The sequence below is a fragment of the Bradyrhizobium vignae genome (genome assembly GCF_004114425.1).
GTDB classification, from domain to species: domain Bacteria; phylum Pseudomonadota; class Alphaproteobacteria; order Rhizobiales; family Xanthobacteraceae; genus Bradyrhizobium; species Bradyrhizobium vignae.
The window spans coordinates 1-18,809 of sequence record NZ_RDQF01000075.1; the positions used below are offsets into that span (position 1 = coordinate 1).

The window sequence follows — 18,809 nt, forward strand, 5'->3', positions numbered from 1 at the left end:
ATCCTTGCTACAAGCGATCATTCCACAACCAACCATCCGTTGCTTTCGCCGCAGAAAGCGAGCGCTTGGGCGGCACCTGCGCGAGCCTCCTCGAATACGTCCGTATCAATCGATGCTCGCGCTACCTTAACGCCTATGCGGTCTTCCCTGCGCCTTAGAGGGTGGAGCGATCAAGCAAAGCTCGGGCGAATTGCGCCGCGAGAATGCGAAGGCTCGCCGTCCGCCTTGCTGTGGCGGCGTTCCCGTCGGCGGCGTGGGCGTGACCCCCCGATCAAGGGCCGGCCGGCGCGTGCGGATTGCCTTCAAAGAGAAAGGCGTAAATGCGCCCGTCGGCGCCCACATAGAGGCGGTCCTGCGTCGCGATCAACGTCTGGAAGCGTCGGAGGCCGCTCAAGGGCTCGCTGACAAAGATCGGTTCGCCCGTATCGCCGCGGAAGGCGTGGAGCCGGTTGTCGCCTTCGGCACCAAGCATCCACACGATCGGATTGGAATGGCCATCCGTGGTGGTCACAATGGGGGAGCCACGGCCGCGGAGCGCGCCGCACCAGGCCGTGGCCATCGCCGGCGGCGAGCCAGGCGTGATCTTCAAGACGGTCAGATCGTGACCTCGGCCAGGTTGCGGGCAACGCACTCCGGACGCCTGGAAGGCAACAAAGATGTCATCGCCGACGCGATAAGCCGCCGGCGAGGTGACGATCGACGACTGGGATACTGTCGCGGCAGCCAGCTGGCCGCCAACGCCGCCGAGACCAGTTCGATCGAGGAGATAAGCCTTGCCATCCTTCCCCAGCGCCAGAATCAGCGCGCGAGTACCGTCGGCGCCGGGAACGTCGAGAGGAATCGGATTGCTGCCGCCGAGATCCACATCGCCGGCATCGAGTGCCTTCCAATCCGATGGTGCAAAATAGTCCTTCTTGTCGTCACTGCGGCGCAAGTCGGGGCCAAGGTGGAACACGGCTTCGCCGTCGCTCCAGGTCTGCGCGCCGAGCGTATTTCCGGTCGCAAAGTAGATGTCGCGTCCGGAGACGCTCAGACCGCCTGGCGCCCAGATGCCGCCGCCTCGCGCACGCGTTTCGAAGCTGACGTGCTTGCCAGGTTCATGAAGGGAGATTCCGACCACCCAGCCGTGAAAGTTTCCGCAATCACCAAAATGGCCGCTAAAGGCGACATAGACAGTGCCGTCGAGCAACGTGAGTGCCGCGCGTTGGTTCTGAACGCTCGGATCGAAATGTCGTCCTGCCTTGTGCAGAAGGTCGGCCACATCGATCGGCCAGCCCGGGAGAACGCTGCCATCCCTCGTCGAAAGCGCGAACACCTCATGGCGCGGACCGTTTCCCCGCTCCACGGCAGCATCGAAATAGATGGCCTGGGCTGCCGCGTCGATTGCGGGCGTCCCGGTGATGCCGAGAGGGTCGATATTCCCGCACGGAAGCGACGAACGGCGCACGGGACGGCCGACCACGCGCCTCCACAATTCCTTACCGGTCGTTGCGTCGAAGGCCTGGACGACGTCATCCTCGGTGGCCACGAAGAGCATCCCGGTGCTCGCGTCAGGAGGACGCCAGTACAGCGGCTGAGCGTATATCGAGCCCGCGACACGGGCGTTGAAGGCGCGATCCAGCTGAACCGATCTGGCTTTCTCCCAGGAGAGCGCAGGAACGACGTACTGGCCGCTTCGGCTGTTGTCGCCATGATAGGTCAGAACGGAGCGCTCTTGGGCGCGGGCGGATGGCGGCAAGAGCGCAAGTGCAAATAGTCCCGCCATCAAGACAGGACGTGCAGTCATCGAAACAACGCGTCGGATATTCATGAGCGCCCAACAGCCACGTGCTGCTTCCGTTCCACCACCTGTGCGGAGCGAAAGGCGTTTCACTCTTGGGCTCATCTCACTCTTGTCATTCTTGGGCTCATCGAGCGCAGATTCAATCGCTCTTCGCGAGGACGTCGGCGACCTCGTACAGATGAGGATCGATATCGTCGGTGAGGCTTCCGAACTGACTCCAGGCTTTGCGAAACTCAGGTGACTGGTGCGCCGCCCGTAGAAGGTCACGGCTTTCCCATTGAATGTAGTTCACGATACGACGCCCATCGAGGCTGCGATGCAGGCTGACGGAAATGAATCCTGGCTGACGCTGCATGAAGCGAGCTCGCTCCCTCATGAGCGACAGCGCTTCGGCCTGCTTCTCCGGTTCGGCTTCGATGATGGTAATTTGCGTCACCGGCTGCCGGCCGATCTGGATCTGTGGCATGGCAATCTCCTTTCATGACACTATCGATCGATCTCCCCAAACACGATGTCCAGCGACCCGATGATCGCCGAGACGTCGGCGAGCAAGTGGCCGCGGCAGATTGGGTCCATCGCCTGCAGATGCGCGAACGAGGGGGCGCGGATCTTGCACCTGTAGGGTTGGTTGGTCCCATCGGAAACCAGATACACGCCGAACTCGCCCTTGGCGGGCTTGGGCCGCATCCGGCATGACCCGAGCGCCGGACGCCGCGCGAAGCTCATGTATGGCAGGCACCCGTCCCCTTGGACGTCTGCTGCGGAGCGCTGCAAGCCTGATCCGGTCCATTGGGGCGTCGGACCGGCAACGCGACCTGAGCCTTGGTCGTTCCTAAAGCTCCCGCAGCCTCCTCCGGCCCCTTGCGAGGAATTGTGTGGCCGCATCGTGTTCCAGCCGGAACTCAGGAACGCGTGCGTTTGCATTCCGTTGAGCAGGGTGCAGGGCAGACGGGTCGAGCACGATTGGCTGCGACATGGTTTCTGTTGCGACACAGGCGCGGAGGCGGAGGTTTCGGAAGACCCGCATCTGCTCGATTGCGAAGGCTCCGTGTTCGTCCTGATCGGCGCGCGCGTCGATCCCGAGCGCGCCTATGGGATCGATATCGAGACCGAACACGAGACGGCTCGCAATGCCGGCATCTTCCGCCAGCTCAAGATGTCGCCGCGCGAGCGTCCCATCGGCCCGCTGACAAGGGCGAATGGCAATAGGGCGGTACGTGGTCGGTTTTTCAGGTACTCCAACGAAGGAGATCGCACATGAACCGGACAGTCGAACTCCTGGCGCAAGGCCAGAGCTGCTGGATGGATGATCTCACCCGGCAAATGATCGATAGCGGCGATCTGGCACGACGGGTTGCCGAGGAAGGCCTGCGTGGCATCACCTCGAACCCCGCGATCTTCGAGAAGGCGGTCGCGGAAGGCGCGAATTACGACCAGGACATCGCTCGCGCTGCGATGGCGGGCCGGTCTCCGGTCGGCATCTACGAAGAGCTGATTACCACGGACGTCCGGAACGCCTGTGATATCCTGCGTCCGGTTTACGAGGAGACCGCAGGGGTCGACGGCTTCGTAAGCCTCGAAGTCTCGCCCCATCTCGCTCACGACACAGAGGCGTCGATCGAGGAGGCGCGGAGGCTATGGACACTGGTTGACCGGCCCAACCTGTTCATCAAGATTCCGGGCACTCCGGCAGGCGTTCCTGCCATCGAGCAGCTGCTGTTCGAAGGCATCAACATCAACATCACGCTGCTGTTCTCGATCGCGCGCTATGAAGCGGTGGCTGAGGCCTACCTGCGAGCGCTCGAACGGCGGCTCGAAGCCGGTCGGCCGATCGAGCGCATCGCCTCGGTCGCAAGCTTCTTTCTCAGTCGCATCGATGTGCTCGTCGATCGGCTTCTGGGACAACGCATCGTGCCCGATCGCCCACCTCCCGATCCTGATCCGCGCGCTCTCCTGGGCAAGATCGCGATCGCCAACGCCAAGCTTGCCTATCAGACATTCAGCCATATCGTGGCGAGCAATCGCTGGATGGCGCTCGCCGAGAAGGGCGCGCGGGTCCAGCGAATGCTATGGGCGAGCACCAGCACCAAGAATCCCGACTATCCGGACCTCATGTATGTCGAGCCATTGATCGGTCCGATGACCATCAATACGATGACGCGCAAGACGATCGCCGCGTTCCGCGACCACGGCACCGTAGAAGCCACAATCACGCACGGCGTGCAGAGCGCGCGGCGCATGATGGAAGATCTGGAGCGGCTCGGCGTGTCGCTAGATCTGGTCACGGCCCAGCTCGAGAACGACGCGGTCCAGAAGTTCATCGATCCGTTCGATTCGCTAATCAAGCAGTTCGCTGCCAAGGGTGAGCGCGCCGTGGCTTTCGGTGACGTGGACGATCTGCGGGCAGAGGCCCGGCGGCTGCGGCAATTGGTGATCCGCATGACGACGGAAGCGGGCTCGGGTCATCCCACCTCCTGCATGTCCTGCGCCGACATCGTGGCGGCGCTGTTCTTCCGCGAGATGCGCTGGGATCCGCACGATCCGGCCGCGCGCAACGTCGACACATTCGTTCTGTCGAAGGGCCATGCGGCGCCGATCCTGTGGGCGGTGCTGCACGAAGCCGGCGCCATCATCGAGGATCCGCTGTCGCTGCGGCGGATCGACAGCACGCTGGAAGGCCATCCGACCCCGCTCAACCCGTGGGTCAGGGTCGCGACCGGATCGCTCGGACAAGGGCTGGCAGCCGCCAACGGGCTCGCAGCGGCGAACCGCCTGGACCGCATCGACGCTCGCGTGTTCTGTCTGCTTGGCGATGGTGAATGCTCGGAAGGGTCGGTGTGGGAGGCCGCGCAGTTTGCTTCGCTCAATGGTCTTGCGAACGTGACGGCGATCGTCGACGTCAACGGTCTCGGCCAGAGCGAGGCGGCGCCCTATCACCACGACACCCGGGTGTTCGCGCGCCGGTTCGCGAGCTTCGGCTGGCGTACGATCGAGATCGATGGTCACGATATGACAGCGATCCTCGCGGCTCTGCGGGCTGCGCATGATGGCGGCCCGACCGCGATCATCGCGCGTACGATCAAAGGCAAGGGGGTCTCGTTCCTGGAAGGCGCTGATGGATGGCACGGCAAACCGCTCGATCGCGAACAGATGTCGCGGGCGCTCGAAGAATTGGGTGATGCGCCGCCTCCGCCGCCGCTCGAGGCGCATCGGGTCGGCCAGGTGGCAAGCCCGCAGCGCGTGACCGCGTCACGCTCCGCGCCCGCCTATCGGCTGGGCGACAAGGTGGCGACCCGCGAGGCGTTTGGACGCGCACTGGAGAGGCTCGGCGGTGAGGAACATGCGATGGTGGCGCTTGATGGCGACGTCAAGAACTCCACCGGAACAGAGGCGTTCGCGGCCCGATACCCGGAACGCTTCTTCGAGGGTTTCATCGCCGAGCAGAACATGCTCGGCGTCGCCCTCGGCCTCGCGGCGGCAGGCAAGATCCCATGTGCAGCGACGTTCGCCTGCTTCCTCACGCGCGCTTATGACTTCATCCGCATGGCGCAGTATTCACGGCCCGCCCATCTCGTGCTGTGCGGCAGCCATGCCGGCGTGTCGATCGGCGAGGACGGCCCATCGCAGATGGGCCTTGAGGACCTCGCCATGTTCCGTGCCCTGATCGAGAGTACGGTCTTGTATCCGGCAGACGCGGTCAGCGCCGAGCGGCTGACTGCAACGGCGGCGCGCACCAACGGCATCGTCTATATCCGGACCACGCGGCCGAAGACGCCGGTGATCTACTCCAATGCGGAGGAGTTTCCGATCGGCGGAGCCAAGGTGCTGCGCTCGTCGCTGCAAGACCGCCTCACTGTGGTCGCGGCCGGTATAACCGTACATGAGGCGTTGGCCGCTTCCGAGATGCTCGACGCACGTGGCATCTCGATCCGCGTGATCGACGCCTACTCGGTGAAACCCATCGATGTCGTCACGCTGTCCGCAGCCGCTCGCGATACCGAGGGGCTGATCGTCGTCGAGGACCACGCGATCGATGGTGGGCTGGGCGATGCCGTGTCGACCGCGGTCGGCTCGACCGCGCCGGTGCATCGGCTGGGGATTGCACGACTGCCGCGCTCCGGCACGAAAGACGAATTACTCGACAGGTACGGCATCTCACGTCGGTCGATCGAAGCGAAGGTCCTGCAGTTGGCTGCCTGACCACGCGTACCGAGCGCACTTGCTGCGATTGGAGCCAGTTCCTTGATGAGTCCCCCGCCATCCTGAAATCAGGGTCTGATCTGCGGTGTCTCGTGAACGGCAGTCCTGGTGTTCACAGTTGGCATTCCGTCCGACTGGAAGCCTCCACCGGCCATGTGCAACGTGTCCCCAATCAACCCAGCCGCGAAACCATGGTGTGCGAGTTGCATTCGCGGCAGGGTGCCCCACCGCCCCTTCTCCGGATCGTAGCTTTGAACGGCCCAGAACGCCTTTGCACCTTCCCAGTCCTGATATTCACCTCCCGCGACGTAAATTTTGCCGTCTGCTACAGCGCCTGCCATTCCGCTGCGCCGGATCGGTGCGCGTCCTTTGCCAATCCACTGGTCGCGCGCCGGATCATATTCCTCGACGACATTTGTGTCCTCGGCGACCGTGATCTGCGCTGAACCGATCCTGCCGCCAATCGCGTAGATCTTTCCTCCGGCCGCCGCTGCGAAGAGATGGTTGCGCGGCGTCGGCATCGACGCGCGAACGCTCCATTGGTCGGTGGAGGGATCGTACTGCTCGACCGTCCCGAGCACGCGTTGCGGGCTCCCGGGGGACAATGGCGCCGTTGGGGCATCGCGAACGTCAGCCTGAACTCCACCGATCAGGTAGATCTCGCCATTCAGTGCAACTGCCCAGCCTGCACCTCGCGGTGTCGGCATTGGGGCAAGCGGCGTCCAGGTGTCGGTTGCCGGATCGAACACCCAACTGCTGTCGACGGGTTGCCAGCCGGATTCGTTCGTTGCCTCAGGTTCGCCCGCCGGATTTATGAAGCCGCCAAACACATATATTTTTCCGTCCAGCGCAGCCGTCATGACATGGTGGGCGGGTTGGGGCATTGCCCTCTTCTGGGCCCAGCTGCCGGCCTTTGTGTCGAAGACGTAGACGAGACCCAGCGGCCGATGGGTTCGCGTATCCAACCCCGCGAGCACATACCATTCGTCGCCTATGACGGTCCCCACGATTTCGCCGGCGGGTGCAGGGAGCGGGGAAGCCATCCGCCATTGAGCCTGCGCGTATACGTGGGAGACCGTACTCAGCGCTGCGATTGCGAGCAGCGAAGTCAAGCGCGCTCGAACTTTGCCCATCAGTTCCTCCGCCCAGTCATCATCCCATCGCGGCTCACAATCCAACTGTCCCGTCATTTCATGCGAGATCGCCAAGACCCTGCGCGATATCGAGGTCCCTACGATATGAAGGACCCTATGACCTCATGGGCCGATGAGCAGGCTCAGGCAGCAGGCGAGCTCTGGTTGTGCTGTTGACTCGGCCGCGCGATTCCATGCAGCGCTTTGGCAGTCCCTGCCGACTGGCGCACCAAATCGCTAAGCGACACGATCCCGACCAGGCGCTTGTTCCGGTCCATCACGGGCAATCGCCGCACCTGGATCTCACTCATGTTCGTGCAGACTTGAGATATGTCCTCGTCTTCGAAGCAGTATTTCACCTCCTGGCTCATCGCGTCACGGACCTTGCTGTTCGGCCCTTTGCCGTCCGCGATGCAGCGCACCGCAATATCGCGATCTGTGATCATGCCCACGAGTCGGTCACCGTCACGCACGGGCAATACACCACAATCGCATTCCTTCATCAGCTTTGCCGCGTCCTGGATCGTGTCGTTTGGGTTTACGAGTTTCGCGTCGCGGGTCATTACATCGCTGATCTTTTTCATGGTTGCCTCCTATGCCGCGCATTACTGGCAAGTCTCGCTAATGCGGGCTCTTCCGACTGCAATCTCAACAGATGCGGGGGGCGCGCGTTCCAAAGACGAAATTGGTGGCTCCTGAAGAGGAACCCTTCTCCGCGACTCGGAAGCAACGCCATGAGTGGGTTCAAGAGCTCTTCTATTTTCCCAAAGGGCTTCCGTTTCCAATGGCCGAATCCGATGGGTTGTCTGCACCGTATTGCGAAGGCCTGCGCCAAGGCCAAGCGCGCAGGAACTCTTGCCTGTGGTCGAAGATTGACTCTGCGGGCCAGCGTCGCCGCCGATGGCTGGCCTGCACGGCCCCGCCTCCAAGCCCCCCATACCCCCCAGGGTGGGGCCGTGCTCCCAAGCAGGAGGTGCCATTGTCCGAGCCGACCGAGCAAGAGATCAGAGAACGCGCGCACCGATTGTGGGAGCAGGCCGGCAAGCCCGAAGGCCGCGAGGAGGAGTTTTGGCACGCGGCTGAGCAAGAGCTGCGCAACGAGGACAAGTCGAACACGATGCGGACGCCGGATACGCTGTGACCGACAAGACGTGCCCATTCTGCCAGGGTCTCGGATGGGTCTGCGAAAACCATCCGCTCCGAGTCTGGAGTGAGAAGCTGGGCGGCTGCCGCTGCGGCGAAGGCATGCCCTGCATCTGCAACACGACCGAAGACCCTGAAGTGAGAGTGGTGATCGTGGAAGCAGACACGACGTGGCACTAGCGGCGCCGTCTCGAAGGTGCGATAGGTCGAGCCCTTGGGCAACCCATCATGCGTCCGCACTAGAAACATTCTGATGGGTTCGCTTCGCTGCACCCATCCTACCGAGCCTGCAAAAAGAAAAAGCCGCCGGGTTCTTCACCCTGACGGCTGCGCAAAGTCCGTAGCTGTTGATCGTCTTCCCAGCCTCGTGCGTACCGCCGTTACCTTGTTTGCGGCCATGCCCAATCTTCATAGAGGACGGTGCGTGATTCTGCTGTGATTTGGAGCACACAGTGGAGGAGATTCCACGGGTTATGCGCGTTGCAGCTGTCCGGAACACCAGAGCCGTCGCCTGTCTCCCTCAGCTCCGATACCACGCCGCCAGATTCCACGTGATGGTGTCCCAGCCCGAGATGTCGATCATCAGGTTATTGGCGCCCGCGTTGACGACGTGGCGGGAGAGCAGCGGCAGGAACACGTGGGCCTCGCAGAAGATCTCGTCGACCTTCATCAGCAGCGCGGCGCGCTTGACCGGATCGAGCTCGTTCTGCGCGGCCTTGTAGGCCTTGTCGGCTTCGGGATCGGAATAGCGTGAATTGTTGCGGCCGAGCCATTTGTTGTCCTTGGTGGCGATCTCCCAGGAGACGCACTGGTTCAGCAAGCGCTCCGGATCGGGCTGCGGCTGCGTCGTATTGTACATCTCCATGTCGGCATAAAATTTCGAATAGGTGTCGGGATTGCCGACATCGGAGGAGAAGAACACCGAGGCGGTGACCGCCTTGATCTCGATGTCGATGCCGGCCTTCTGGCAGGCCTGCTTGATGATGGCTTGGGTCTTCTGGCGCGGGGCGTTGGTCGAGGTCTGGAATACGTATTTGAGCCTCTTGCCGTCCTTCTCGCGGATGCCGTCCGCGCCCCTGGTCCAGCCGGCCTCGTCGAGGATCTTGTTGGCCTTGTCGATGTCGAACGCATATTTCAGCTTGGGGGACTTGAACTGATTGGGCGCGTTGACGAAGCTCGCGGTTGCGATGGCGCCGCGTCCGTAGATGAACTTCTGGATCGAATCGCGGTCGATCAAGAGATTGATCGCGCGGCGAACGGCGGGGTCGGACAGCGTCGGGTGCTTGGTCTTGACGCTCGAACGCTCGCCGTCGACCTCGGTCCAGGGGTCCGTCGTGTTGAGGATGATGAACTCGACATTGCCGGAAGGCGTGATGTCGAGCTTGCCTTTGCCGCCCGCCTCCATGCGCTTGAGGACCTCCTCCTCCACCTGCATGTTCCAGGCGAAGTCGTATTCGCCGGTCTGCAGCACGGCGCGCGCCGCAGACACCGCGTCGCCGCCGCCCTTGACCTCGAGCGTGTCGAAATGCGGTTGGTTCTTGATGTGATAGTCGGGGTTGCGCTCGGCGCGGATCATGTCGCCCGGCTTGAACTCGACGAATTTGTATGGGCCGGTGCCGACCGGTTTCAGATTGCCTGGCGCTTCGCGTGACTTTGCGCCGATATAATCGCCGAAATGATGCTTTGGCAGGATCATCCCGACCGCGCCGACGAACGGATCGGCCCAGAACGGCGTCGGCGCCTTGAAGTTCACCTTGACCGTATGGTCGTCGATCTTGTCGACCTTGATGTCCTTGTAGGAGCCCGTGGTGTAGGCCGCGGTGGCGAGGTCGGCGGCGTACTGCCAAGTGAAGACGACGTCGTCGGCGGTGAAGGGCTTGCCGTCATGCCACTTGACGCCCTGCTTCAGCTTCCAGATCACGCTCATGCCGTCGGCCGCGAGGCCGCCGTTCGCCTTGGACGGAGCCTCGGCGGCGAGGCAGGGGATGAGGTTACCCTCCTTGTCCCAGCCGGCGAGCGGCTCGAAGAAGATGCGCGAGGCGATCTGGTCCTTGGTGCCGAGCGCGAAATGCGGATTGAGCAGGGTAGGTGCCTGCCAGAGCAGGATCTTGAGCGTGCCGCCGCCGCCCGCCTTCGTCGGCTTGTACGGCAGCGTGGCGTCCGCCATGGCCACATCGTGCCACACCAGGATCTGGCTCGCGATCGGCGCCGCGATTCCGACCGCGGCCATTGTCCTGATGAACGAGCGCCGCGACAGCGTGCCTTGCTTCACCTCCGCGACCAGATTGCGGATTTCGGTCTCGTCCATCGGATGATCTCCACCTCGCGAAGTAACGTCGTCGCCGGCTTAGTGCGCTCTAACTCAGCACGTCGGGCGTGGTGGAGTCAAAGAGGGGCGGACGCTCCGCGACCGGTGCGCGGGGGGTGCGCCGCTTTGCCGCGATGCCGTCAGGCGCTCGTGGTGCACGTTCCCGGCCCTCTGCATCCGTTTCCCGATTGAGATCGATTGGAGAAGGGTTGCCCGCGATGGCCGGCCAATATGGATTTTCATTTCATTGATTTCGCGGCGCAGAAAAGAGAATACGGTTCCAATCGTTACCGCCGACTCCATGGAGACCAAGATGTCGTTTCGCCTTCCCCTGATTCTCTCCGCCGTGCTGGCCGTGTGGTCGGCCGTGGCTTCAGCCGAGACCATCAAGATTGGCGTGACGCCGGGACCGCATGCGCAGATCCTCGAAGCCGTGAAGCCGATCGCCGCCAAGCAGGGGCTCGACATCCAACTGCTCGAGTTCTCGGATTACGTGGTGCCGAACGCCGCGCTCGATGCCGGGGAGATCCAGGCCAATTCGTTCCAGAACCAGCCTTACCTGGACAATCAGAAGGCCGACCGCGGTTACAAGATCGAGTCGGTCGGCCTGACCGTGAACTTCCCGATCGGCGTCTATTCGAAGAAGCACAAGGCCTTCGCCGATATCCCCGAGGGAGGCAAGGTCTCGATCCCGAACGATCCGACCAATGGCGGCCGCGTGCTGCTGCTGCTCCGCGACAAGGGCGTGATCAAGCTGAAGGACGGTGTCGGCTTCAAGCCGACGGTGCTCGACATCACCGAGAACCCTAAGAAGCTGAAGTTCATCGAGGTCGATGCGGCGCAGGCCCCGCGCGCGCTCGACGACGTCGACGCAGCCGCGATCAACACCAACTATGCAACCCAGGCGGGCCTCGATCCTGTGAAGGACCCGATCCTGCGCGAGGATCCGAAGGGGCCCTACGTCAACCTGATCGCGGTGCGCACCGTCGACAAGGACAAGCCCTGGGTCAAGATCCTCGTCGACAGCTATCACACGCCCGAGGTCAAGGAATTCGTCCTGACCAAGTTCAAGGGCGCGGTGCTGCCGAGCTGGTAGGCAGACTGCCCGCGTAAAGTCCATGTAAAGGGCGATCCGGCGCACAGCCTTGCGTATGAGCCTTGCGCAATGCCCGCTTGTCTGGAGCCGCGGCAACCGACATCATCGGGGCCCATCCTCGCCCGACAGGGGTCTTATGAAACGCTTTGCAAACCTGAAACGCCTGGGCTTCTTCACGCGGCTGCTCGACGAGGCTCCGGCCGCCGAGCGATATCGCTTCGCGGCCGAGCAGATCGTCCGTGCCGAACGGGCGGGCCTCGATTCCGCGTGGATCGCGCAGCATCATTTCCACGAGCGCGAGGGCGGCCTGCCGTCGCCCTTCACCTTCCTGGGTTACGTCGCAGCGCAAACCTCGCGCATCCGTCTCGGCACCGGCATCGTCACGCTGCCGCTGGAGAATGCGGTGAGGGTGGCGGAGGACGCCGCGGTGCTCGATCTCCTCTGCAATGGCCGGTTTGAGCTCGGCGTCGGCACCGGCGGCAACCCGTCCGCCTTCGCCGCCTTCGGCCTCGACAGCGCCCAGCGCAACGAGATCTTTGCGCGCAATCTGGACATCGTCCGCAAGGCGCTGACCGGCAAGCCGCTCGACGGCGGCGACACGCTCTATCCGCAGCGGCCGCAACTGGACAAGCGGATCTGGCAGGCGACGTTCTCCGTCGCCGGCGGCGCCAGGGCCGGCAAGGCCGGCGATGGTCTCTTGTTGTCGCGCACCCAGCCGCGGGCCAAGGAGGCGCCGAAGGCCACGCTCGCCGAGATCCAGAATCCGATCATCGACGCCTATCTCGCAGCGCTGCCGCCGGGCTGCGAACCGCGCATCATGGCTTCGCGCAGCGTCTTCGTCGCCGACGATCATCGCGAGGCGATGCGCCTTGCCGATATCGGACTGCGCCGCGCCCTGCCGCAATTCATGAAGGGTGGTCACCTTCCGCCGGGCGAGACGCTGGAGGAGATGATCACCGCGTTCGACACTCATGTCGGCGCCGCCGACGAGGTGATCGCCTCGCTCCGCACCGACGCCACGCTGGAGCGGGTGACCGATCTCGTCTTCCAGGTGCATTCGGTCGACGCGCCGCATCCTTATGTCCTGCGCTCGATCGAGCTGGTCGCGGAGAAGGTGGCGCCGGCGCTGGGCTGGATCAGGACGGCGGCACCCGATGTGGCGCTGGCGGGCTAGCCGCGACTTTACGGAATTGGATGAGGCTGAATGATGAGAACGAAAGACATCATCGACATGCTTGCCGGGATCGAGCCAGGATCGGCTCTCGACGCCATCCGCGCGCGTCGCCTGCAGGCGCGCGAGAACGCGCAGAAGAGCTATCTCTCGCTGTTCGAGCCGATCGACGCCAGTGATTTCTCGCTTGCCGAACGCGCCGCAGTCGCGGCCTTCGTGACCGGGCTCCATGGCGAGTCCCCCGTCGCCGCCTTCTATCGCGAGAAGCTTGCCGCGAGCGCGGATGGCGCGGCGCTGGTCGAGCCGATCAGGTCCGAGATCGCGCGCGGCAAGACGTCGGGTCCCTATGGCGCTTTTCCGGCCGGCCCGCTGTCGGTGGAGGACAAGGCTGGTTTGATCTATCGCGTCAGTGCGGAGCGCAAGTCCGAGCTCGGCGCCCGGCTTGTCGCGGCGCTGGAGCATGCGCATCTTCTGGTCTTCCGTCCGCGCGATGCCGCATCCGCCGACATGAAGACGCTGCTGGCCGCCGGCTGGTCGACCACCGGCATCGTCACGTTTTCCCAGCTCGTCGCGTTCCTGTCGTTCCAGGTCCGCGTCGTCAGCGGCTTGCGCACGCTCGCAGCGGCAAGCGCGTAGGAGGTTGCATCATGAGCACCGTCAATCCGCCCGTCGTCTTCACCCAGGACGAGCTCGGCTGGGTTTCGTGGATCGACCCGCTGCCCGAGGCCGAGCTGACCGAACGACATTTCGCCGGCCTCGTCGACCGCGCCCGCGCCAAGTCCGAATATTTCCGCCTGCTGGTGCGCGACCCTGAAGTCCTGGAAGCCCGCACCAAGACCGACAAGGACATCTTCTACAACGTCGCCGACGGCCTGCCGCGCGCCGAGCGCGAGCTCGCGGCGGCTGCGACGTCGCGCTACAACGGCTGCATTTATTGCGCCTCCGTGCATGCGCGGTTTGCCAGCACCTATTCCAAGCGCCGCGACGACGTGCAGCGTCTGCTCGATGAAGGCGTTGGTGCGGATCTCGGCGAGCGCTGGAATGCGGTGGTCAAGGCCTCGGTGGCGCTGGCCGAGACGCCGATCGCGTTCGGTCCTGACAACATCGCGGAGCTGCGCCGCGCCGGCCTCGACGATGCCGAGATCGTCGACGTCATCAACGGCGCCTCGTTCTTCAACTGGGCGAACCGGCTGATGCTGTCGCTCGGCGAGCCCTCGAAATAGGCAATCTCACCGGCACGAGAATTGCTGCTTGTTTCAACAATGAATGGATGGAGCCGTGCATGAGCAACATCGATCGCCGTACCCTGGTCAGGGGCTCTCTCGCCGCCGTGGTGGCGGGAGCAGCCTTCTCGCGCGCCGCGCTCGCGCAATCCTCCGAACCGATCCTGCTCGGCGTCAGCGGCCCCCTCACAGGACCGAACGCGCAATATGGCGCGCAGTGGAAGCAGGGCTTTGATCTCGCGCTGGACGAGATCCACGCCGCCGGCGGCATCAACGGCCGCAAGCTCGCCTATCAATTCGAGGACAGCCAGAGCGATCCGCGCCAGTCGGTGGCGATCGCCCAGAAGTTCGTGTCCGATCCGCGCATCGTCATGGAGCTTGGCGACTTCTCCAGTCCCGCCTCGATGGCGGCATCCCCAATCTATCAGCGCGGCGGACTCGTGCAGTTCGGCTTCACCAATTCGCACCCCGATTTCACCAAGGGCGGCGACTTCATGTGGAGTACGTCCGTGAGCCAGGCCGACGAGCAGCCGTTGCTCGCGGCCTATGCCGTCAAGCGTCTTGGTCTCAAGAAGCTCGCGGTGCTGCACCTCAACACCGATTGGGGCCGCACCAGCCGCGATTATTTCGTCAAGGCCGCGAAGGAATACGGCGCCGAGATCGCGGTGACCGAGGGCTACATCGCCGAGGAACGCGACTTCCGCTCGACCCTGGTGCGCGTGCGCGACGCCAACCCGGACGGGCTGATCCTGATCTCCTATTATTCCGACGGCGCGCTGATCGCGCGCCAGGCCCGTCAGGTCGGCCTGAAGCAGACGATCTGCGCGGCAAGCTCGGTCTATTCGCCGAAATTCCTGGAGCTCGGCGGCGAGGCGGTCGAGGACGTCCATCTCGGCACACGCTACTTCCCGGAAGATCCGCGGTCCGAGGTGAAGAAGTTCATTGCGGGCTTCAAAGCCAAGTACAATGGACAAGAGCCCGACGCCTTCAACGCCTATTCCTATGATGCCATGAACATGGCCGCCGCCGTCCTCAAGATCGGCGGCACCGATCGCCGCGCCATCCGCGATGCCTTCGCGAAAGTGAAGGACGTCTCCAGCGTCATCTTCGGTTCGGCAACGTTCGACGTCGAGAGCCGCCGCGTCAAGGGCGCGATGAACGCCGAGCTCGTCGTGCGCAAGGGCCAGTTCGCGCTCTGGGACGGCAAGCCGACCTGACCTGATGGCCGGAGCGCGCCGCTCCGGCCGCCTTCCTTTCTACGCGGGGATCAACGTTTGTCTTCCTGGCTCGACTACACGATCAACGGGCTGATCGTCGGCAATGTCTACGCCCTCGTTGCAGTGGGGCTCGCGCTGATCTTCGGCGTCAGCCGGCTGATCAACTTCGCGCAAGGCTCGATCTATCTGGTCGGCGCGTATATCGGCTGGGTCGCGGTGGTGCAGTTGCATACGCCGCTGCCGCTCACCATCATCGTGGTGGCGGCGACTGCCGCGGTGGTCGGCCTGATCATCGAACGGTTCGGCCTCCGTCCGCTGCAGAACTCCGTGCGCATCGCGCCGCTGCTCGCGACCATCGGCATCAGCTTCGTGCTCGACCAGCTGGTGATGCTGACTTTCTCGCCCAATCCGCGCGCGCTGCCGAGCCAGCTGCCGGACGTGCGCTTCCAGCTCGGCGGCGGCACGATCGGACCGCTTGATCTGCTCATCGCCGGCGTCGGCATCAGCAGCGCGCTGCTGCTGTTCGTGTTCCTGCGCTACAGCAAGCTCGGCTGGGCGGTGCGCGCCGCCTCGCAGGACCGCGACGCGGCGATGCAAATGGGCGTCGACGTCAACCGCGTCAATCAGGCGGTGTTCGGCATCGCCGCTGCGCTCGGCGGCGTCTCCGGCATGCTGGTCGGCATGTACTACAACCAGATCGACACCGCGATGAGCCTGCAGGCGACGCTGAAGGGCGTCGTTGCCGAAGTCGTCGGTGGCGCCGGCAACGTGCCGGGTGCGGTGATCGGCAGCCTGCTGCTGGGATTGGTCGAGAGCTACGGCGTTGCCGTGTTCGGCACCAGCTACCGCAACCTGTTCGCCTTCCTGCTGCTGGTCGTCGTGCTGGTGCTGCGCCCGAACGGCCTGTTCGCCAGCGCGCGGCAGGCGCCGCCGGAGCCGCTCACCGGCACCTTCATCGCCCCGAGCCGCCCGGTGCGCATTCCACGTTGGGTCCTGGCTGTTGCTGCTGCCGGCTTTGCCGTCCTGCCGCTCTTCCCGGTATCCTTCTACGTGCTCCAGACGCTGATCAACGCCTGGCTGCTCGGCATGCTCGCGCTCAGCCTCACGCTGGTCGCGGGCACGATGGGGCAGGTCTCGCTCGGACACGCCGCGCTGCTGGCGATCGGCGCCTATACGTCGGCGTTGCTGTCGTTGACCCTCAACGTTCCGGTCGGCCTCGCGGTCATCGGCGGCGGCCTCGTGAGCGCTGCGCTCGGCACGCTCTTGATCTCGCCGTCCTTCCGCCTGCGCGGGCATTATGTGTCGATCGCGACGCTCGCCATCGGCGAGATCGTGTCGCTGGTGATCCTGAACTGGGAGAGCGTGACACGCGGTCCGATCGGCATCTCCGGCATCCCGCCGCTGTCGCTGTTCGGCTACGACCTGATCAGCCCGTCCTCAGTCTACTGGTTCAGCCTTGCGGTGATGGTCGTGCTGGCCCTGCTGCAAGGGCGGCTGCTCACTTCGCATCTCGGCCGCAGCTTCCGTGCCATCCGCGACGACGACATTGCCGCGCGCGCCTATGGCCTCAGCCTGAACCGCTATAAATCGCTGGCCTTCATCTTCGGCGGTTTCGCCGCCGGCGTCAGCGGCGGCATCGCCGCGCATCTCTATTCCTACATCAACCACGAGACCTTCAACACGCAGCAGTCCATCCTGGCGCTGACGGTCGTCATCCTCGGCGGCCTCGGCAACGTGGTCGGCGCGATTGTTGGATCGGTGGCGCTGGTCGGCTTGCCCGAGGTGTTCCGGATCGCGGCGGAGTATCGCATCCTGATCTACGGCATCGTGCTGCTCTTGCTGGTGCGATTCAGGCCGCAGGGCCTGTTGGGGACGATCTGATGTCGGAGCAGCACAATCCCATGCTGTCCCTGCGCGGGCTGACGCGCCGCTTCGGCGGCCTCACCGCGGTCAATGCGATCGATCTCGACCTCGCCAAAGGCGAGCTCATCAGCATCATCGGCCCGAACGGCGCCGGCAAGACGACGCTGTTCAACCTCGTGACCGGTCTCGATCGGCCGGATGAAGGCGCAGTACGCTTCGAAGGCCAGGATATCACCGGTCTCTCGCCGGAACGGCTTGCGGCCGAAGGCATCGCGCGGACCTTCCAGCTCGGCCGCGTATTCGGCAATCTCAGCGTGATGGACAATGTCCTGATCGGCGCGCATACGCGGCTGCGTGCCGTGAAGCCGGCCGTGCCGGTGATCGGCCCGCTGCTCGAACTCGGCCTGGCGCTGCTGCGCCCGGCCGGCGTGAAGGCCGAGGAGGAGCGGTTGCGCGAGGAAGTGAAAGCCATTCTCGCCCGCTTCGGCGAACGGCTGCTGCCGCGCATCGACCAGCCGGCCTATAGCCTGTCCTACGCCAACCGCCGCCGCGTCGAGATCGCCCGGGCGCTGGCGCTGAAGCCGCGCCTGTTGCTGCTGGACGAGCCGACCGCCGGCATGAACCCGACCGAAACCGCGGAGATGCAGGCGCTCGTCGCCGAGCTCAAGACCGAAGGGCTGACCATCCTGCTGATCGAGCACAAGCTGGAGATGGTGATGCGCCTGTCCGACCGCGTCATCGTCATGGACGAGGGCAAGAAGATCGCGGAAGGGCCGGGCGAGGTGGTGCGGAGCGATCCCAAGGTGATCGAGGCCTATCTCGGCCACGGCCTGTCGGGCGCGGCGGAGCAGGAGAGCGCGGCATGACGACGAGCGCACCCGAACCGCTGCTGGCGCTGTCGGGCGTCAACACCTTCTACGGCCAGGCCCAGGTGCATTTCGACCTGTCGATCACGGTCGCGCGCGGCCACATCGTCTGCCTGCTCGGCGGCAATGCCAGCGGCAAGTCGACGACGATGAAGATCATTCTGGGTCTGGTGAAGCCGCGTTCGGGCGAGGTGAGCTTCGACGGCGCTTCGCTGGTCGGCCTTTCCACGCCGCAGATCGTCCGCCGCGGCATCGCCTCGGTGCCGGAGGCGCGGCGGCTGTTCGCGGACATGAGCGTGCGCGAAAACATTTTGATGGGCGCCTTCGTGCGCAACGACCGCGACGCGGTGGCGCAGGATCTCGACAGGATGCTGACGCTGTTTCCGAAGCTCGGCCAGCGGCTGTCGCAGCGCGCCGGCTCCTTGTCCGGCGGCGAGCAGCAGATGGTCGCCATGGCGCGCGCGTTGATGAGCCGTCCCAGGATGATCGTGATGGACGAGCCGACCATGGGCCTGTCGCCGCTCTATGTCGACCGCGTGCTGGAGCTGATCCGCACCATCAACCAGGAAGGCGTCTCGGTGTTCATGGTCGAGCAGAACGCCAGTCTCGCGCTGGAGATCGCACACGAGGCCTATGTGCTGCAGACCGGCAAGATCGTGCTGTCAGGCCCGGCGCGCGCGCTGAAGGACGATCCCCGGGTGCGCGACGCCTATCTCGGCGGCTCCGAGGCGGCCTGACGCAATGTGCTGACCTCTCCACGTCATGGCAGGACATAGCCGTCCGAAGGACGGCGTCGCTTGCGCTCG

Annotated in this window: 17 protein-coding genes; 11 read left to right on the forward strand and 6 right to left on the reverse strand. The window is 64.2% G+C overall.

Annotated elements, in window-relative coordinates; translation table 11 throughout:
* Positions 1-271: 271 nt before the first annotated feature.
* From EAV90_RS35400 to EAV90_RS41900, 3 genes are read right to left on the reverse strand one after another with little or no spacing between them, the layout of a single operon-like run.
* Positions 272-1,873, reverse strand: a complete 1,602-nt coding sequence (locus tag EAV90_RS35400; RefSeq protein WP_160118800.1) for an outer membrane protein assembly factor BamB family protein — start codon at positions 1,871-1,873, stop codon at positions 272-274.
* Between the two features lie 49 nt (positions 1,874-1,922).
* Complete coding sequence (locus tag EAV90_RS35405) at positions 1,923-2,249, reverse strand: antibiotic biosynthesis monooxygenase family protein (RefSeq protein ID WP_122401773.1); 327 nt, start codon at positions 2,247-2,249, stop codon at positions 1,923-1,925.
* Between the two features lie 20 nt (positions 2,250-2,269).
* On the reverse strand, positions 2,270-2,707 hold the full coding sequence (locus EAV90_RS41900) for an NADH-quinone oxidoreductase subunit D-related protein (protein ID WP_376707303.1): 438 nt from the start codon (positions 2,705-2,707) through the stop codon (positions 2,270-2,272).
* A 124-nt stretch (positions 2,708-2,831) separates the two neighbouring features.
* Between EAV90_RS41900 and EAV90_RS35415 the strand changes: the two genes are divergently transcribed.
* Entirely contained in the window at positions 2,832-3,044 is a 213-nt protein-coding gene (locus tag EAV90_RS35415; RefSeq protein WP_129146092.1) for a hypothetical protein, read from the forward strand.
* Positions 3,041-5,983 (forward strand): transketolase, encoded by a 2,943-nt coding sequence (locus EAV90_RS35420; protein WP_122401775.1) that lies wholly within the window; start codon positions 3,041-3,043, stop codon positions 5,981-5,983. Before EAV90_RS35415 ends, EAV90_RS35420 begins: the two co-directional genes overlap by 4 nt.
* A 68-nt stretch (positions 5,984-6,051) precedes the next feature.
* On the opposite strand, the gene EAV90_RS35425 is transcribed toward EAV90_RS35420, so the two are convergent.
* Complete coding sequence (locus tag EAV90_RS35425; RefSeq protein WP_164937245.1) at positions 6,052-7,116, reverse strand: Kelch repeat-containing protein; 1,065 nt, start codon at positions 7,114-7,116, stop codon at positions 6,052-6,054.
* A 143-nt stretch (positions 7,117-7,259) separates the two neighbouring features.
* The gene (locus EAV90_RS35430) at positions 7,260-7,700 is read right to left on the reverse strand and encodes a CBS domain-containing protein (protein ID WP_122401777.1); all 441 of its coding nucleotides are present in this window, start codon (positions 7,698-7,700) and stop codon (positions 7,260-7,262) included.
* Between the two features lie 395 nt (positions 7,701-8,095).
* On the opposite strand from EAV90_RS35430, the gene EAV90_RS35435 reads away from it, so the two are divergent.
* The gene (locus tag EAV90_RS35435; protein ID WP_122401778.1) at positions 8,096-8,257 is read left to right on the forward strand and encodes a DUF2934 domain-containing protein; all 162 of its coding nucleotides are present in this window, start codon (positions 8,096-8,098) and stop codon (positions 8,255-8,257) included.
* Positions 8,258-8,779: 522 nt separating this feature from the next.
* On the opposite strand, the gene EAV90_RS35445 is transcribed toward EAV90_RS35435, so the two are convergent.
* Entirely contained in the window at positions 8,780-10,567 is a 1,788-nt protein-coding gene (locus tag EAV90_RS35445) for a peptide ABC transporter substrate-binding protein (protein WP_122401780.1), read from the reverse strand.
* Positions 10,568-10,868: 301 nt separating this feature from the next.
* On the opposite strand from EAV90_RS35445, the gene EAV90_RS35450 reads away from it, so the two are divergent.
* The 8 genes from EAV90_RS35450 to EAV90_RS35485 all read left to right on the forward strand — a co-directional run bounded on the left by EAV90_RS35450 (position 10,869) and on the right by EAV90_RS35485 (position 18,740).
* Positions 10,869-11,663 carry a MetQ/NlpA family ABC transporter substrate-binding protein gene (locus tag EAV90_RS35450; RefSeq protein ID WP_122401781.1) on the forward strand — a complete coding sequence of 265 codons (795 nt, stop codon included), beginning with the start codon at positions 10,869-10,871 and terminating at the stop codon, positions 11,661-11,663.
* A 136-nt stretch (positions 11,664-11,799) separates the two neighbouring features.
* Positions 11,800-12,837: a putative FMN-dependent luciferase-like monooxygenase gene (locus EAV90_RS35455; RefSeq protein ID WP_129146094.1), complete on the forward strand. Its 1,038-nt coding sequence runs from the start codon at positions 11,800-11,802 to the stop codon at positions 12,835-12,837.
* A 33-nt stretch (positions 12,838-12,870) separates the two neighbouring features.
* On the forward strand, positions 12,871-13,470 hold the full coding sequence (locus EAV90_RS35460; protein ID WP_164937246.1) for a CMD domain protein: 600 nt from the start codon (positions 12,871-12,873) through the stop codon (positions 13,468-13,470).
* An 11-nt stretch (positions 13,471-13,481) separates the two neighbouring features.
* Positions 13,482-14,057, forward strand: coding sequence for an alkylhydroperoxidase domain protein (locus EAV90_RS35465; protein WP_122401784.1), 576 nt, complete (start codon positions 13,482-13,484; stop codon positions 14,055-14,057).
* A gap of 59 nt (positions 14,058-14,116) precedes the next feature.
* A complete protein-coding gene (locus EAV90_RS35470) occupies positions 14,117-15,274 on the forward strand; it encodes an ABC transporter substrate-binding protein (RefSeq protein ID WP_122406483.1) in 1,158 nt (385 codons plus the stop codon).
* Positions 15,275-15,331: 57 nt separating this feature from the next.
* Positions 15,332-17,155, forward strand: coding sequence for an ABC transporter permease (locus EAV90_RS35475; protein ID WP_122401785.1), 1,824 nt, complete (start codon positions 15,332-15,334; stop codon positions 17,153-17,155).
* Positions 17,155-18,003 carry an ABC transporter ATP-binding protein gene (locus EAV90_RS35480; RefSeq protein ID WP_162500152.1) on the forward strand — a complete coding sequence of 283 codons (849 nt, stop codon included), beginning with the start codon at positions 17,155-17,157 and terminating at the stop codon, positions 18,001-18,003. The genes EAV90_RS35475 and EAV90_RS35480 overlap by 1 nt, the downstream gene beginning before the upstream one ends.
* Positions 18,000-18,740, forward strand: a complete 741-nt coding sequence (locus EAV90_RS35485; RefSeq protein ID WP_122401787.1) for an ABC transporter ATP-binding protein — start codon at positions 18,000-18,002, stop codon at positions 18,738-18,740. The genes EAV90_RS35480 and EAV90_RS35485 overlap by 4 nt, the downstream gene beginning before the upstream one ends.
* Positions 18,741-18,809 lie beyond the last annotated feature (69 nt).

What these genes read in the sequence shown, in the direction of transcription:
- EAV90_RS35485 (WP_122401787.1), top strand. Translation starts at nt 18,000, where the DNA reads ATGACGACGAGCGCACCCGAACCGCTGCTGGCGCTGTCGGGCGTCAAC.
- EAV90_RS35455 (WP_129146094.1), top strand. Translation starts at nt 11,800, where the DNA reads ATGAAACGCTTTGCAAACCTGAAACGCCTGGGCTTCTTCACGCGGCTG.
- EAV90_RS41900 (WP_376707303.1), bottom strand. Translation starts at nt 2,707, where the DNA reads ATGCAAACGCACGCGTTCCTGAGTTCCGGCTGGAACACGATGCGGCCA.
- EAV90_RS35430 (WP_122401777.1), bottom strand. Translation starts at nt 7,700, where the DNA reads ATGAAAAAGATCAGCGATGTAATGACCCGCGACGCGAAACTCGTAAAC.
- EAV90_RS35470 (WP_122406483.1), top strand. Translation starts at nt 14,117, where the DNA reads ATGAGCAACATCGATCGCCGTACCCTGGTCAGGGGCTCTCTCGCCGCC.
- EAV90_RS35480 (WP_162500152.1), top strand. Translation starts at nt 17,155, where the DNA reads ATGTCGGAGCAGCACAATCCCATGCTGTCCCTGCGCGGGCTGACGCGC.
- EAV90_RS35445 (WP_122401780.1), bottom strand. Translation starts at nt 10,567, where the DNA reads ATGGACGAGACCGAAATCCGCAATCTGGTCGCGGAGGTGAAGCAAGGC.
- EAV90_RS35425 (WP_164937245.1), bottom strand. Translation starts at nt 7,116, where the DNA reads ATGGGCAAAGTTCGAGCGCGCTTGACTTCGCTGCTCGCAATCGCAGCG.
- EAV90_RS35420 (WP_122401775.1), top strand. Translation starts at nt 3,041, where the DNA reads ATGAACCGGACAGTCGAACTCCTGGCGCAAGGCCAGAGCTGCTGGATG.
- EAV90_RS35465 (WP_122401784.1), top strand. Translation starts at nt 13,482, where the DNA reads ATGAGCACCGTCAATCCGCCCGTCGTCTTCACCCAGGACGAGCTCGGC.
- EAV90_RS35460 (WP_164937246.1), top strand. Translation starts at nt 12,871, where the DNA reads ATGAGAACGAAAGACATCATCGACATGCTTGCCGGGATCGAGCCAGGA.
- EAV90_RS35405 (WP_122401773.1), bottom strand. Translation starts at nt 2,249, where the DNA reads ATGCCACAGATCCAGATCGGCCGGCAGCCGGTGACGCAAATTACCATC.
- EAV90_RS35450 (WP_122401781.1), top strand. Translation starts at nt 10,869, where the DNA reads ATGGAGACCAAGATGTCGTTTCGCCTTCCCCTGATTCTCTCCGCCGTG.